Here is a 14276-nt window from a genome sequence, read left to right as displayed (position 1 = left end):
GGCCAGGTCGATGAGGTGCCCGATCCGGCGCTGGTAGGAGAAGTCCAGGTACCCCGGATCGTCCAGGTCGACATGGGACTGCGGCCCGGGCCGCCCCGTGGTCGAGCGCGGCCGAGGAAGCGGACGGCTCCCACTGCTTGCCCCGCTTGCCCGCGTCCATCGCCTCGTTGGCGAGCCGGTCGGCGTGCTTGTTGCGCTCGCGCGGGATCCACTCGTACGTCACCTGCGCGCGCGGCAGGATCCGCGCGGCCTCGGCCGCCAGCGGCTTCATGTCCGGGTGCTTGATCTTCCAGCGGCCGGACATCTGCTCGACGACGAGCTTGGAGTCCATCCGCACCAGCACCGTGGCGTCGGGGAACAGCTCGCTGACCGCGGTGAGCCCCGCGACCAGGCCCTTGTACTCGGCGACGTTGTTGGTGGCGACGCCGATGTACTCCGCCCGCTCGGCGAGGGTCTCCCCCGTCACCGGGTCGAGGACCACCGCGCCGTAGCCCGCGGGCCCCGGGTTGCCCCGGGACCCGCCGTCCGCCTCGACGACCACGCGCGGCATCAGATGCCCGAGTCCGCCGTACGGACCAGGATGCGGCCGCAGTTCTCGTGCCGGACGACCTCGTTGCGGGCCGCGCTCTTGATCTCGTTGACCTCGGCCATGTCCAGCTCCAGGCGGCAGCCCTCGCAGCGGCGCTGGTACAGCTTGGCCGCGCCGACGCCGTTCTGCTTGGCGCGGATCTTCTCGTACAGGGCGATCAGGGGCGCCGGGATCGAGGCGACGATCAGCTCGCGGTCCTTGGCGACCTTCGCGGCGTCCGCGTCGAAGGCGGCAAGGGCGGCGTCACGGCGCACGGTGGCGTCGTCGGCCTTGCCCTGGAGCTCGGTGACGCGGGCGGTCAGCTCGGCGACGCGCTCCGCGGCGGCCTCGCGGCGCTCCATGACGTCGAGGACGACGTCCTCCAGGTCGCCCTGGCGCTTGGCGAGCGAGACCAGCTCGCTCTGCAGGTTCGCCAGGTCGCGGGCCGAGACGCCCACGCCGGAGTCGAGGCGGGCCTGGTCGCGGACGGTGCGGGTGCGGACCTGGTCCACGTCCTGCTCGGCCTTGACCTGCTCACGGGCCGCGTCGCTCTCCTGGGTCTGCGCGGCGACGAGGAGGTCGCGCTGCTGCGTCAGGTCGCTGGTCAGGGCCTCCAGCTCGAGGTGCTCGGGCAGCGAGTTGCGCTTGTGGTCGAGCTGGGACAGCCGCACGTCCAGGGCCTGGACGTCGAGAAGTCGGATCTGGTCGGCGGGCTCGGCGTTCAGTTGGGGGCTCCAGGGAGAGAAGGGGCGGAAACGGACGGCGCGTGCGCCGTCCAGGGGTCGGTGACCGTGCGCGAGACGTGGGTACGCAGACCCCAGCCGTGGCGCTCGGAGATCGCGTCGAGCTGCGCTGCGGCCTGCTCGCACCAGGGCCACTCGGTGGCCCAGTGGGCGGCGTCGACGAGGGCGAGCGGGGACTGCTCACGGGCCTCGGACACCGGGTGGTGGCGCAGGTCGGCGGTGAGGAAGGCGTCCACACCGGCCGCCCGCACGTGGTCGAAGAGGCTGTCGCCGGAGCCGCCGCTGACGGCGACGGTGCGGATCAGCGCGTCCGGGTCGCCCGCGGCGCGGATGCCCTGCGCGGTGTGCGGCAGCCGGGCGGCGGCGCGGGCGGCGAACTCGCGCAGGGTCTCGGGGTGGTCCAGCTCGCAGATCCTGCCGAGGCCGCGGCGGCCGTCGGTGTCGGTGGGGTCGGGCACGAGCGGCCCGGTGACGCGCAGGTCCAGCGCGCCGGCGAGGGCGTCCGAGACACCGGGGTCCGCGCTGTCGGCGTTGGTGTGGGCGACGTGCAGCGCGATGTCGTTCTTGATCAGCGTGTGCACGACGCGGCCCTTGAAGGTGCCCGCCTCGACGGTGGTGGTGCCGCGCAGGTAGAGGGGGTGGTGGGTGACCAGCAGGTCGGCGCCCAGCTTCACCGCCTCGTCGGCGATCTCCTGTACGGGGTCCACCGCGAACAGGACCCGGGAGACCTCGGCGCCGGGGTCGCCGCAGACGGTTCCGACGGCGTCCCACTGCTCGGCCCGCGAGGGGGGCCAGAGAGCGTCCAGCGCGGCGATGACTTCAGAGAGACGGGGCACGGGCCAAGGTTACCGTCCGTGGCGCGCCCCCCGCCGACCAGCGGGGGACGCCCGGGGCGCGGGGCCCTACTTCGCGAGGAAGGTGCGCAGGTCGTCGAGGACCTTGTCGGCGGCGGTCACGCCGAGACCGAGGTACCAGGTCTCGTCCGGGACGTCCCTGGCCTGGCCCTTCTTGACCGCGTCCGGGTTCTTCCAGAGCGGGTTGTCCCCGGCGGAGTCCCGCTTGGTCTTGTCCTTGGCGCCGTAGACACCGGTGAAGATCCAGTCGGCGGCGGCCTCGTCCACGCGCTCGGTGCGGATCTCCACGGCCAGTTCCTCGGCCTGCTGGTTCTTCGGGCGCGGTAACCCTCACCACACCTCCTCACCCCAAACGCCCCGATATCGCACAGCACAATCGCCCCTCGCCGCACAGCCGAACCGCAAGGCGGCCACCCGTATGTGTGAAGCGGGTGTGGTCATGCCGCTCGACGGGAGGGGCGAAAACTAGCTTCGCGACCGGAGGTGAGCACAGATGACTGCCTGTGCCGTTGAGGACCCCGTGACGCAAGCGGCGCCGGAGACCGGTCCGGAGGCCGCTGCGGAAGCCGCCCCGGGAGCCGATCCCGAGCCTGACCCAGCCCTGCCCGTGGCCGCCCCGGCGTTCACCATCGCCGCCGACGGCTCGTACGCCGCCCGGCTGGCCGGGGAGGGCCAGGCGCGCTACCCCGAGCGCTGGACGCTCGACGGCCCCGAGCCGTACGCCGTTCCGCTCCCGCTGGAGCAGCCCGAGGAGGCCGACACCGAGGTCCTCCCGCTGGCCGACGGGCGGGTGCTGATCCACCGCCGGGTCGCCGGGCACCACGCGTTCTCCCTGCTCTACCCCACCGGGACGCACGGCGGCCCGCACACCGGCCCGCGCACCGGGCAGCTCCCGCTGGGCGCCCTGGAGTGCGGCCGGCTGAGCCTGCTGCCCCCGGCGCCGGACGGGCGCAGCGCGTACGCCCTGGCCGTCGGCGAACACTCCACCGCGGTATGGCTGGTGGCCGGGGGCGCCTTCGGGCCCGAGCGGGTCGCCGAGGTGCCCGGGCGCTGCTCGGGAGGCGTCTGGCTGGACCGGGAGGGGCGGCTGCTGGCCCTGGACCGCGAGCGGGAGGGGCGCACCAAGGCCGTCGTCGTGGACCTGGGCCGCGGTGGCGAGATCTCGCCGCTGCTGCAGATCACCGAGGCCAGTGACGACCGCCTGCTGCTGGCCGACCCGGACAGCGGGCTGCTGCTGATCCGCTCGGACGCGCCGTCGCCGGGCGAGGGGGCCCGCCTCGGCTGGGGGGTGCTGGGCAGCTCGCGCCCGGTGCGCTTCCCGGAGTGCCTGCGGGCCGAGGGGGCTTCGGCGGTGCCGTTCGCGGTGCAGCCGGGCCAGATGCTGATGCCGGAGAGCTGCGCGGTGGCGCTGCGGATCGGCGAGCCGGGTCCGGGGGCCGCCGCGGGCGCCGCCGGGATCGCGCTGTGGCGCCCGGCCGACCGGCACGTCTTCCGGCTCGGGGCGCCCGCCGGGTGGCTGGGCACCGGGCTGTGGTCGCGGGAGGGCCGCCTGCGGCTGCCGTACGCGACCCCGTACGTCCCGTGCGGTGTGGTGAGCCTGGGGCTGCCGCAGAGCCCGCCGCCGCCCGTACCGGCGGAGCCCGGGCCGGCGCCCACGGCCGCGCCACGGCCCGTACCGCTCCAGCAGGCGCCGCTGCGCTAGGCGTTCCCGTACCGGTCTTTCCGGCTGACCGTCCGTCACTGCGTGCCGGAGGGGTGTTCCGCATGCCCGTTTATATGATAGGTAAGTTTCCTAACATTAGCGGAACGCACCAACCCCCCCTTGGAGGCGTTGTGTTCACCCCTCATCACCGCAGCACCGGTTCGCGTCGCACGCGGCTGGCCGTCGGAGCCCTGCTCGGTGCGGCGGTCCTCGCCGTACCGGTCGCGGCCCACGCCGCGCCGGGCGCCGGCGCCCCGGCTGCCGTCGCCCCCCTCTCGGCGGCACCCCTCGGCGCGGCGGCGGCCGGCCTGGACGACCCCGCGAAGAAGGACATCGCGATGCAGATCGTCTCCAGCGCGGAGAACTCCTCGCTGGACTGGAAGGCGCAGTACAAGTACATCGAGGACATAGACGACGACCGCGGCTACACCGCCGGGATCATCGGCTTCTGTTCGGGCACCGGAGACATGCTCGACCTCGTCGAGTACTACACCAGCGTCAAGCCGGACAACGTCCTCGCCAAGTACCTCCCCGCCCTGCGCAAGGTCAACGGCACCCCCTCGCACAAGGGCCTCGACCCGAACTTCACCAAGGACTGGGCCAAGGCGGCCTCCGACAGCACCTTCAAGCAGGCCCAGGACCACGAGCGGGACCGGGTCTACTTCAACCCGGCCGTGAGCCGGGGCAAGAGCGACGGGGTGGGCACCCTCGGCCAGTTCATGTACTACGACGCCATCGTCATGCACGGCGACGGCGACGACTCCACCAGCTTCGGCGGCATCCGCAAGCGCGCCCTGTCCAAGGCCAAGCCCCCGTCCCAGGGCGGCAACGAGACCACCTGGCTCAACGCCTTCCTCGACGCCCGCGTCTGGGCGATGAAGCAGGAGGAGGCCCACAGCGACACCAGCCGCGTGGACACCGCGCAGCGGGTCTGGCTCAAGAAGGGCAACCTCGCCCTGAACACCCCGCTGGACTGGAAGGTCTACGGGGACTCCTACCACATCGGCTGATCCGGCCGCCTGAACGCGAGTGCCGGGGGCGGCCGACCGCCCCCGGCACTCGGCACGTCGGCACGTCGGCACGTCGGCAGAAGAAATCCGCCGATGGAAGTTCACGGTGCGGCCCCCGCCGGGCTCTCACTACTGACGGCGCGTCCGCCGCGTCGCGTTCCGCGGGAACAGGGAGAGCCACATGAACACGGTCACGATTGCCGGTTGCCTGGTCATGGTCGGGGAGGTGTCCGCGCTGCTCGGCCTGTGGCTGCGGCTGCGCTGGCGGGTGCAGTACGAACGCGCCCGACATCACGCCTTCACCGACGCCGCCGAAGTGGTCTCCCGGGGCGGACGGTTGGAACTGGACTCCCAGGGCGACGGGCACCGGCTTCGCGTACGGATCACTCACGCCCGCGCCGAAGAGGAGGAGGGGGCGGCATGAGCCCGTACGACGCGACGGACGGCGGCGACCCCGCTGCCGTCACACCCACCGCCGGACGTGCCGCTCTCGACGAGGACAGCCGCTCGAGTCTCAACCTGCACGTGGAGTTCTCGGCCTTCTACCGCGAAACCGTCAGGAAACTGACCGCCTTTCTGATCAACCACGGCGCCACCCTGCCCGTGGCCGCCGATATCGCCCAAGACGCGATGATCAAGGCGTACGAACGGTGGAGCGACCTTCGTTCGCCCGAGGCCTGGGTACACGTCGTCGCCTCCCGGGCCTACATCCGCAGGGCCACCGATGTCCGGGAACAGCCCACCGAGCAGGTCTTCGAGCCGACATCGCTGCTTCCCCGGCCGGACGCCATCGGGGAATGGGAGAGCCGGCACGACCTGCTCCAGCTGGTGAAAGGACTGCCTCATCGGCAGCGCCAGATCCTGGCCTGGACGTTCAGTGGTTACAAGCCCTCCGAGATCGCCGAACAGCTCGAACTGACCCCCGAGGCAGTACGCGCCAGCCTCAAGAAGGCACGCCGCGCCCTCGCCGCCGGGTCCGGGGCAGAGGAGGCGCAGCAGTGACCGACCGCCAGGCGACGGACGCACGCGACCAGCTGCCGAACCACATGCTCGAACGGCATCAGCGGTCCCTCGAGGACGGCCTCCACGCCGTCCTCGACGTTGAAGCGGGCCTGTGCGAGGTCCTGCTCCCCTCCCGCCACAACGCCATGGTGAACGACCTCGCCACCGTCCTCGACATCGAATCCGGCCTGGGCGCCATCGTCCCGGCGCCTCTGCCCGTTCCGGGGCTTCAGCCGTCGGTGAGGGCCCCCGAGGGTGACGTGGTCGCCGCGGAACATCTCATCCGATCGGTCAGCCCCCAGGCCCGCCTGGCACTACGCGTCCACCCTGACGTCCAGGAAGCTTGCCGACAGCTCGGCCTCGGCCTCGACCGCGTCGCCGAAATGAACCTGACCGCCGCCGCCGTGCGCCGCGCGGCGGGCGCGCTCGACCACCCCGTCGGCGCCCCGCGCGCCGATGACTTCATCGACGGCTTCATCCGCCGCTTCGTCGGCGACGTCGACCACGCCCGTGACGTCGCCGGGGCCGTGGGCCGCGATCTCGCCCGCGCCCTCGCCCTGGCCCTCGCCCGCGACTGCGCCCCCCGCCCGGCCCCCGCCCCCCTCGTCCGCGCCATCGGCCGGGTCCGCAACCTCGACCACGTGCGTAACAACCTCGACCGCGTCCGCGCACTCGTCCACGAACTCACCTGCGCGCTGGCCGGAATTCCCGACCTCGACCACTACCTCGCCCGCGCACTCGACATCGTCATCTACCTCGACATGGTCCGCGCCCTCGACGCCGTCCGCGACTTCAAGCGCCACCCCTTCGACTACCGCTACAACCCGGGCCATCTCCAGAGCCGCGTCCTCGACATCACCCGCTACCTCGACCGCGCCGGCCGCCTTGCCGAAGAACTCGTGCGCTCCAGCGCGGACCAGGTGAAGGACGTCATCAGCGAGGTCCTCGACCGAAGGCTGCCCACGCTCAGCATGGAGTCGGTCGACGCGTTCCTCAACGACTTCACCACATCGGACCTGCGGACCGCGGACCTCAAGGGCCTCGCCCTCGACGGTGTGCGCTGGTCCGAGAGCGGAACCAACTGGCCCGACGCGGTGGATGTCGAAGACCTGAAGAACCGGTCCCTGGAAGCCCCCGCGGGAAGCGGGATCTGGGTGGTCCGTTCGGGCACGGCGACGGTGAGGGACCTCGCCGAGCTGACGTAGGCCGGTTCGTTCGGATCTGGCCCGGCCCGCTCGCCCGGCAAGATCCGCACTAGCCGTGCTTGAGGCCCAGGACCTCCGAGGCCGCGAAGGTCTCGTTCGCGGGTCGGGCGGCGTAGTGCGGGGTGAGGACCTCGTCCAGCTCCTCGTAGGAGAAGGCCTCCTTGGTCGTGTCGAACTTCGCGGCCACGCGCGGCCGTTCCATCACCACCACGATCCCGCCGTGCACGACGAACAGCTGTCCGTTCGCCTTCGCCGAGGCGGGCGAGGCCAGGTAGCCCACCAGCGGCGAGACGTGCTCGGGCGCCAGCGGGTCCAGCTTGCCCTCCTCCGGCACCTGGAAGCCCGCGAAGACGTCCTCCGTCATGCGGGTACGGGCGCGCGGGCAGATGGCGTTGGCCGTGACCCCGTACTTGGCCAGCGCCAGCGCGGTCGAGGTGGTGAGCCCGACGATGCCGCCCTTGGCCGCCGCGTAGTTCGGCTGGCCCGCCGAGCCGCCGAGGAAGGCCTCGGAGGAGGTGTTGACGATCCGGCCGTAGACCGGGCCGCCCGCCGCCTTCGAGCGCTCCCGCCAGTGCACGGACGCGAAGTGGGTGGTGTTGAAGTGGCCCTTGAGGTGGACCCGGATCACCGAGTCCCATTCGGCCTCCGACATCGAGAAGACCATCCGGTCCCGCAGGATGCCCGCGTTGTTGACCAGGATGTCGAGCTTCCCGAAACTGCCCACCGCCAGCTCGACCAGCTCGCGGGCCTGCTCGAAGTCGGCCACGTCACCGAGGTGCGCCACCGCCTGCCCGCCCGCCGCGCGGATCTCGGCCGCGACCTCCTCGGCCGGGGCGGCGGAGGCCTCGCCGGAGCCGTCGCGGCCGCTCTGGCCGAAGTCGTTGACGACCACGCTCGCGCCGAGGCGGGCGAGTTCGAGCGCTTCGGCGCGCCCGAGCCCGCGCCCGGCGCCGGTGACGATCGCGGAAAGTCCCTCTAGGGGGAGCGACATGGTGCCCGTTCCTCTCGAAAAATGACCGCCCGGCGGCCAAGAACCAGGAATCAGAGTTCGATGCAGGTGCGCAGGGCGACACCGGTGCGCATCTGGTCGAGCGCGTCGTTGATCTCGGCCAGCCGCACCCGGTGGGTGATCAGGCCCGCCAGGTCCACCCGGCCCGCCCGCCAGAGGCCGATGGTCCGCTCGTACGACCGCAGCACGTCCCCGCCGCCGTACATCGAGGGCAGGATCTTCTTCTCGTCGAAGAACAGCGAGAACATGTTGATCGAGTAGTTGTCGTCGAGCGCGCCCGCGCCGACCACCACGACCGACCCGCCGCGCCGGGTCATCTCGTACGCCGTCTGCGTGGTCTGGGACTTGCCGACCACCTCGAAGACGTAGTCGAAGCCCTCACCGGCGGTGATCCGGTTCTTGGCGTCGGCGAAGGCGTCCGGCGACACCGCCTCGGTCGCCCCGAACCGCAGAGCCGCCTCGCGCCGCGACGCGACCGGGTCCACCGCGATGATCTGCGCCGCGCCCTGCACCTTGGCGCCCTGGATGACGGAGATGCCGACGCCGCCGCAGCCGATCACCGCGACCGAGGAACCGGCCTCCACCTTGGCCGTGTTGATGGCCGCGCCGAGTCCCGTGGTCACTCCGCAGCCGATCAGGGCGGCGATGTCGAAGGGCACGTCGTCCGGGATCGGCACCGCGCAGCCCGCCGGGACCACCATCTCCTCGGCGAAGGTGCCCGTCCCGGCGAAGCCGAAGATCTCACTGTCCCCGCGGCGGAAGTTCGGCGTGGCGACGTTCCCGAACGCCTCCAGGCAGAGGTGGCCCTGCCCCCGCTTGCAGGACGGACAGTGGCCGCAGGGCGGCAGCCAGCAGACCAGCACCCGGTCGCCGATCGCGTGGCTGGTGACCCCGTCACCGACGTCCACGACCTCGCCCGAGCCTTCGTGGCCGGGGATGAAGGGCGCGGGCTGCGGCAGCACCCCGCTCATCGCGGAGAGGTCGGAGTGGCACAGGCCGGTGGCCTTGATGCGGATCTTCACCTTGCCGGGACCGAAGCCCACGGCCTCCATGTCCTCGACGACTTCGAGCTTGTCCTGGCCTATCTGGCTCTGGAGTGCTGCGCGCACGGTGCGGCTCCTCTTTTCCGGTTCCGGTTCTCGCTCTGCTGCTCGATCTCTCGTTACGCGTGGTCGACGACGGTGTCCGCGAGGACCGGCGCGTCGTCCCGCTCGGCGGCGGTGACCGACACCAGCACCCGGCCGGGCTCGCGCCACATCCGCATCCGGAGTGTCTCGCCCGGGAAGACGATCCCGGCGAAGCGCGTGCGGTAGCCGCGCACCCGGGTCACGTCCCCGTCGAGGACCGTGTCGACCACGGCCTTGAGGGTCATGCCGTACGAGCACAGCCCGTGCAGGATCGGCCGGTCGAAGCCGGCCAGCTTCGCGAACTCGGGGTCGGCGTGCAGCGGGTTCCAGTCGCCGGACAGGCGGTACAGCAGGGCCTGCTCCTCGCGGATCCGCCGCTCCTCGACCCGGTCGGGCGCGCGCTCGGGCGCCTCGCCGCGCACGGAGGGTCCGCGGTCCCCGCCGAAGCCGCCCTCGCCCCGGACGAACAGCTGCGCGTCGCTGGTCCACAGCGGGCCGTCGGCGTCGGTGACCTCGGAGCGCAGCACGATGACGGCCGCCTTCCCCTTGTCGTGGACGGCGGCGACCTTGGAGGTGGAGGTGGCTTGCCCCTTCACGGGGATGGGCCGGTGCAGCTCGATGGAGTGCCCGCCGTGCAGTACGGCGGCCAGGTCGACCTGGATGCCCGGCGCGGCGAGGCCCCCGAGCATGGCCATGCCCGCGCCCGCGACGGTCGCGAAGCTGGGCAGGACGTGCAGCTTGGATTCGAGGGTGTAGCGCAGCTCGTCGGGGTCCGTGGCCGGGAGGCCGGCGCCGAGGCCGAGGTGGTAGAGCTGGATGTCCTTGTGGTCCCAGCTGATCTCCCCCACGCGGGGGTCGGCGGCGAGGGCCTTGGCGGCATCGATCGGCATTGAGGATGCTGCTCCTTGTTCGTCGTTCCACACCAGAGGGGGCCGTGGAAGGCACGGGAAGACCTCGGTGCGACCGTCCGCACCGTCGGCCGCACCGAGGTCGCATGCGGGTCGGCCCCGCCGCGTTCCGGAGAAGTTCTAGAACGCGTTCTAGGACCGATGAAGGAATGTATAACGCACGCCTCAGCACTTGGGAAGACTCCTGACCTCGCGTCAGTTCACGCTGTGGCCGGGTGTGTTCCACGCCTGTGGGCACGCCCGCGGGCCTACCCTGACCCGGTGAACGAAATGCCCCGGGAGTACCGGACCGCCAAGTCCCTGCGGGTCCTGCTGGTCCCGCCGGACCCGGCGCTGGCCCTGCGGCTCGGCCTCCAGCCGGACATCGAGGTGGTCGCCGGGGCGACGGCCCGCCCGGCCGTGGCGCTGGTGGAGACGCCGGGCGCGGTGGCCTCCGTACACGGGGAGGATCCGGAGTGCCGGGTGCTGGTCGTGACCGGCTCGGCCCATCCCGGCCTGTTGGACGCGGCGCTGGCGGCGGGCGCCGCCGGCGTGATCCTGCGCGATCTGCCCATCGAGGACCTGGCCGATTCCCTGCGCCGCGCCTCGATGGGCGAGACGGTCATCGACCCGGCCCTGCGCCCGTCCTGAAGGGCGGGCCGGAAATCCCTGGACCGGCCCGCGGAAGATCACGTAGCGTGTGGTCCACGCCTTGAGACGAACGGAAGGAGGCGAGTGCCGTGCAGTCCACACCTTTCCCGCGCTCCCCCTTCCGCTGTCCCGGCGTGCTTCGTCACCTCTGACCGGGAGCGCTCCCAGCAGCCTGTATCCCGGAGGAATCCATGACCGCTGCGGTCATCCGCGCGCTCTCCGCGAGCGACGCCCAGCTCTTCGACGCACTTCCCGACCCGCTCGGCGCCCGTGAGGGCCACCTGCGCACCGTGTTCCGCCCCGACTGGAAGCGCGTGGCCCTGCGCGACGGCCGGGTCGTCGCGCGCGGCGCGTGGTGGGGCGGCCCCGACGACGCGGAGCCCGTCAACATCAACTGGTTCGACGTGGCCGAGGGCGAGGAGGAGGCCGGGGCCGCACTCCTGCGCTCCGCCCCCTGGCAGGTCGAACTCGAGATCGACCTGCCCGGCGGCTGGCGGGAGCGGGACGACCTGCGCGGCGCCGGCGAGGCCCGCTTCGCCGCCGCGCGGGCCGCCGGCTACGAACTCCTGGTGGAGCGCTTCCTCTACCGCTGGACCCCGGAGCGCGGGCTGCCCGAGCGGCCCGGACGCCTGCGCTTCAGCGCCGAACCCGACGACGCCGTGTTCTTCGGCGCGTTGCGCCGCATCCACTCCGCCACCCTGGACGCGCACGCGCTGCGGGCCGTCCGGGAGGGCGGCCTCGACCAGGCCGCCCAGGAGGAGCTCGACTTCTTCCACTGGTGCCCCTCCCCGCGGGAGTGGTGGCAGGTCGCGCACACGCCGGAGGGCGCGCTGGCCGGCATCCACATCCCGGCCCACAACCCCTCCGGCCCGACCATCGGCTTCATCGGGGTCGTCCCGGAACAGCGCGGTCACGGCTACGCCTACGACCTGCTCGCCGAGTGCACCCACGTCCTCGTCGAGCAGGGCGCGCAGTACGTCACGGGCGCGACGGACCGGGGCAACCACCCCATGGCCGCGAACTTCGCCAAGGCCGGCTTCCCCGTCGTCCGTGAACGCATCAACTTCCACCCGGCGGACCGGGCGTCCTGACGGGCGGCGCACAGCGTGTGCGGGGAGGGGAGAGGCGCCCCTCCCGGCACCTGCTCCCCTCCCCGCACCCGCTCCCCTCCCCGCACCCGCGTCACTTCCGCAGCAGCGTCACCACCGCCGCCCCGCCCAGCCCGATGTTGTGTGCCAGGCCCACGCCCGCCCCCGGCACCTGGCGCGCCCCGGCCTGCCCGCGCAGCTGCCACACCAGCTCGGCGGCCTGCGCCAGCCCGGTCGCCCCCAGCGGGTGCCCCTTGGAGATCAGCCCGCCGGACGGATTGACCACCCAGCGCCCGCCGTAGGTGGTCGCCCCGCTCTCCACCAGCTTCCCCGACGCCCCGTCCTCGCACATGCCCAGCGCCTCGTAGGTCAGCAGCTCGTTGACCGAGAAGCAGTCGTGCAGCTCGATCACGTCGACGTCCTCGATCCCGAGCCCGGAGCGCTCGTACACCTGCCGCGCGGCCGCCGCCGTCATCGGCTTGCCGACCACGTCGATGCACGAGCCCGACGCGAAGGACTCGCCGGTGTCCGTGGTCATCGACTGCGCCACGATCTCGACGGCCTTCTCTCCCAGCCCGTGCCGCTCCACGAACCGCTCGGAGACCACCAGCGCGGCCGCCGCGCCGTCCGAGGTCGGCGAGCACTGGAGCTTCGTCAGCGGCCGGTGGATGGTCTTGGCGGCCAGGATCTCCTCGACCGTGTAGACGTCCTGGAACTGCGCGTTCGGATTGTTCGCCGAGTGCCGGTGGTTCTTCGCGCCCACCGCCGCCAGCTGCGCCTCGGTGGTCCCGTACCGCTCCATGTGCTCGCGCGCCGCGTTCCCGAAGATCTGCGCGGTCGGCGGGGTCATCTCGAAGCCGTGCCCGGCGGCCATGATCCCGTAGTGCCGGGCCACCGGGGAGGTCTTGAAGTCACCGCCGTCGGCCCCGCCGCCCAGCGCGCCCCGCTTCATCTTCTCGAAGCCGAGCGCGAGGACGCAGTCGTTGATCCCGCCCTCGACGAACTGCCGGGCCATCATCAGCGCGGTCGAACCGGTGGCGCAGTTGTTGTTCACGTTGTAGACGGGGACCCCGCTCAGGCCCAGTTCGTACGCCGCCCGCTGACCGGCCGTCGAGGCCTGGAAGCAGTACCCCACCGGCACCTGCTCGACCAGGCCGTAGTCCACGCCCGCGTCGGTCAGCGCCGCGGTCCCGGCCTCCTTGACCATGTCCCAGTACTGCCAGTCACGCGATTCCGGCTTCTCGAACTTCGTCATGCCGACGCCCACGATGTACGACTTCATCTCGCGTAGCCCTTCAGTCCCTGGGAAGGCCGAGAATGCGCTCGGCGACGACATTGAGCTGGACCTGCGTGGTGCCCCCGGCGATGGTCAGGCAGCGTGACATGAGCATCCCGTGCACCGCCCGCGCCCCCACCCCCTCGCACACCGCACCCGTCGGCCCCAGCAGTTCGAGCGTCAGCTCGGCGGTCCGCTGCTGGTGCGGGGTCTGGACGAGTTTGCGTACGGACGCGCCCGCGCCCGGCTCCAGCCCGGACACCTGCTGGAGGGTGGTGCGCAGCCCGATGCAGGCCAGGGCGTGCGCCTCGGCCGCCAGCGCGCCGATCCGGGCCCGGCCCGCGCCGTCGAGGTCGGCGGAGCGGGCGATCAGCGCTTCGAGGCCGGTGTCGAAGGTCATCTGGTCGGCCATGTGGACGCGTTCGTTGCCCAGCGTGTTGCGGGCGACCTTCCAGCCGCCGTCGGCCGCGCCGACCAGCGCGTCGGCGGGCAGCTCGACGTCGTCGAAGTACACCTCGTTGAAGAGGGCCTCGCCGGTGATCTCCTTGAGGGGGCGTACGTCGATCCCGCGCGCCCCCTTCATGTCGACGACGAAGTACCCGAGCCCCTTGTGCTTGGGCGCGTCCGGGTCGGTGCGGGCGAGCAGGATCCCGAAGTCGGCGCTGTGCGCGGAACTCGTCCACACCTTCTGTCCGTTGACCTTCCAGGTGCCGTCCTCGTTCCGCTCCGCCCGGGTCCGCAGCGAGGCGAGGTCGGAGCCCGCGCCCGGCTCCGAGAAGAGCTGGCACCAGGTGACGTCCCCGCGCAGGGTGGGCAGCAGGTACCGCTCCCGCTGCTCGGGGGTCCCGTAGGCGAGCAGCGAGGGCACCACCCAGGTGGCGATGCCGAGGTCGGCGAGCCTGACCCCGGCCTCCTTCAGCTCCTGCTGGACGACGAGCTGCTCGACCGGGCCCGCCCCGAGGCCGTAGGGCGGCGGCAGGTAGGGGGCGGCGTAGCCGGTGGGGGCCAGCACCCGGCGGGCGGCGGCCGGGCCGAGGCCGTGCGCGTCCGCGAGGGCGGTGCGGGCCCGCGCGCGGTGGGTCTCGGCCTCCGGCGGGAGTGGTTCGAGGACGAGGGCGGGCGGTCGCGGCGGACGACGGTGGCCGGGGTGATCG

General features: G+C 72.3%; 15 protein-coding genes and 1 pseudogene. 7 read left to right on the top strand and 9 right to left on the bottom strand.

Annotated elements, in window-relative coordinates:
- The 4 genes and pseudogenes from ABT084_RS36630 to ABT084_RS36615 form a co-directional block, all read right to left on the bottom strand.
- Positions 1–550 (bottom strand): reverse transcriptase-like protein (locus tag ABT084_RS36630; protein WP_351053789.1); only part of this gene is annotated, 550 nt, incomplete at its 3' end.
- Positions 550–1293: a zinc ribbon domain-containing protein gene (locus tag ABT084_RS36625; protein WP_351053797.1), complete on the bottom strand. Its 744-nt coding sequence runs from the start codon at positions 1291–1293 to the stop codon at positions 550–552. The genes ABT084_RS36630 and ABT084_RS36625, both read right to left, overlap by 1 nt.
- Positions 1290–2147, bottom strand: coding sequence for a Nif3-like dinuclear metal center hexameric protein (locus tag ABT084_RS36620; RefSeq protein ID WP_351053787.1), 858 nt, complete (start codon positions 2145–2147; stop codon positions 1290–1292). Before ABT084_RS36620 ends, ABT084_RS36625 begins: the two co-directional genes overlap by 4 nt.
- Positions 2148–2213: 66 nt before the next feature.
- Positions 2214–2495, bottom strand: a pseudogene (locus tag ABT084_RS36615) (ABC transporter substrate-binding protein); the annotation flags it as partial.
- A gap of 163 nt (positions 2496–2658) precedes the next feature.
- Here ABT084_RS36615 and ABT084_RS36610 point away from each other — a divergent pair.
- The 5 genes from ABT084_RS36610 (at position 2659) to ABT084_RS36590 (ending at position 7084) form a co-directional block, all read left to right on the top strand.
- Positions 2659–3867: a hypothetical protein gene (locus ABT084_RS36610; protein ID WP_502969287.1), complete on the top strand. Its 1209-nt coding sequence runs from the start codon at positions 2659–2661 to the stop codon at positions 3865–3867.
- Positions 3868–3998: 131 nt separating this feature from the next.
- Positions 3999–4877 carry a chitosanase gene (locus tag ABT084_RS36605; protein WP_351053784.1) on the top strand — a complete coding sequence of 293 codons (879 nt, stop codon included), beginning with the start codon at positions 3999–4001 and terminating at the stop codon, positions 4875–4877.
- A 181-nt stretch (positions 4878–5058) separates the two neighbouring features.
- A complete protein-coding gene (locus ABT084_RS36600; protein WP_351053781.1) occupies positions 5059–5301 on the top strand; it encodes a hypothetical protein in 243 nt (80 codons plus the stop codon).
- Complete coding sequence (locus tag ABT084_RS36595; RefSeq protein ID WP_351053779.1) at positions 5298–5879, top strand: RNA polymerase sigma factor; 582 nt, start codon at positions 5298–5300, stop codon at positions 5877–5879. Before ABT084_RS36600 ends, ABT084_RS36595 begins: the two co-directional genes overlap by 4 nt.
- Positions 5876–7084, top strand: coding sequence for a hypothetical protein (locus ABT084_RS36590; RefSeq protein WP_351053776.1), 1209 nt, complete (start codon positions 5876–5878; stop codon positions 7082–7084). Before ABT084_RS36595 ends, ABT084_RS36590 begins: the two co-directional genes overlap by 4 nt.
- A gap of 49 nt (positions 7085–7133) precedes the next feature.
- On the opposite strand, the gene ABT084_RS36585 is transcribed toward ABT084_RS36590, so the two are convergent.
- From ABT084_RS36585 to chsH3, 3 genes are read right to left on the bottom strand one after another with little or no spacing between them, the layout of a single operon-like run.
- Complete coding sequence (locus ABT084_RS36585) at positions 7134–8075, bottom strand: 3-oxoacyl-ACP reductase (protein WP_351053774.1); 942 nt, start codon at positions 8073–8075, stop codon at positions 7134–7136.
- A gap of 50 nt (positions 8076–8125) precedes the next feature.
- A complete protein-coding gene (locus ABT084_RS36580; RefSeq protein WP_351053771.1) occupies positions 8126–9202 on the bottom strand; it encodes a Zn-dependent alcohol dehydrogenase in 1077 nt (358 codons plus the stop codon).
- A 53-nt stretch (positions 9203–9255) separates the two neighbouring features.
- Positions 9256–10110: an enoyl-CoA hydratase ChsH3 gene (gene chsH3, locus ABT084_RS36575; protein ID WP_351053768.1), complete on the bottom strand. Its 855-nt coding sequence runs from the start codon at positions 10108–10110 to the stop codon at positions 9256–9258.
- A 288-nt stretch (positions 10111–10398) separates the two neighbouring features.
- On the opposite strand from chsH3, the gene ABT084_RS36570 reads away from it, so the two are divergent.
- Together ABT084_RS36570 and ABT084_RS36565 are read left to right on the top strand one after the other, a co-directional pair.
- Positions 10399–10758: a response regulator gene (locus tag ABT084_RS36570; protein WP_351053792.1), complete on the top strand. Its 360-nt coding sequence runs from the start codon at positions 10399–10401 to the stop codon at positions 10756–10758.
- A gap of 191 nt (positions 10759–10949) precedes the next feature.
- The gene (locus tag ABT084_RS36565) at positions 10950–11849 is read left to right on the top strand and encodes a GNAT family N-acetyltransferase (protein ID WP_351053766.1); all 900 of its coding nucleotides are present in this window, start codon (positions 10950–10952) and stop codon (positions 11847–11849) included.
- A 91-nt stretch (positions 11850–11940) separates the two neighbouring features.
- On the opposite strand, the gene ABT084_RS36560 is transcribed toward ABT084_RS36565, so the two are convergent.
- Positions 11941–13128, bottom strand: coding sequence for a lipid-transfer protein (locus ABT084_RS36560; RefSeq protein WP_351053763.1), 1188 nt, complete (start codon positions 13126–13128; stop codon positions 11941–11943).
- Positions 13129–13141: 13 nt separating this feature from the next.
- On the bottom strand, positions 13142–14276 hold a 1135-nt coding region (locus ABT084_RS36555; RefSeq protein WP_351053760.1), incomplete at its 5' end, for an acyl-CoA dehydrogenase family protein.

The sequence above is a fragment of the Streptomyces sp. NPDC002138 genome (assembly GCF_040296485.1).
Lineage (GTDB): Bacteria > Actinomycetota > Actinomycetes > Streptomycetales > Streptomycetaceae > Streptomyces.
Note: the sequence above shows the minus strand (reverse complement) of the source record. Positions and strands in the feature narration are given on the sequence as shown.

Bases quoted from the DNA above. Each gene is read 5' to 3' on its own strand.
- ABT084_RS36560 (WP_351053763.1), bottom strand. From the start codon at position 13,128: ATGAAGTCGTACATCGTGGGCGTCGGCATGACGAAGTTCGAGAAGCCG.
- ABT084_RS36585 (WP_351053774.1), bottom strand. From the start codon at position 8,075: ATGTCGCTCCCCCTAGAGGGACTTTCCGCGATCGTCACCGGCGCCGGG.
- chsH3 (WP_351053768.1), bottom strand. From the start codon at position 10,110: ATGCCGATCGATGCCGCCAAGGCCCTCGCCGCCGACCCCCGCGTGGGG.
- ABT084_RS36610 (WP_502969287.1), top strand. From the start codon at position 2,659: ATGACTGCCTGTGCCGTTGAGGACCCCGTGACGCAAGCGGCGCCGGAG.
- ABT084_RS36595 (WP_351053779.1), top strand. From the start codon at position 5,298: ATGAGCCCGTACGACGCGACGGACGGCGGCGACCCCGCTGCCGTCACA.
- ABT084_RS36570 (WP_351053792.1), top strand. From the start codon at position 10,399: ATGCCCCGGGAGTACCGGACCGCCAAGTCCCTGCGGGTCCTGCTGGTC.
- ABT084_RS36565 (WP_351053766.1), top strand. From the start codon at position 10,950: ATGACCGCTGCGGTCATCCGCGCGCTCTCCGCGAGCGACGCCCAGCTC.
- ABT084_RS36600 (WP_351053781.1), top strand. From the start codon at position 5,059: ATGAACACGGTCACGATTGCCGGTTGCCTGGTCATGGTCGGGGAGGTG.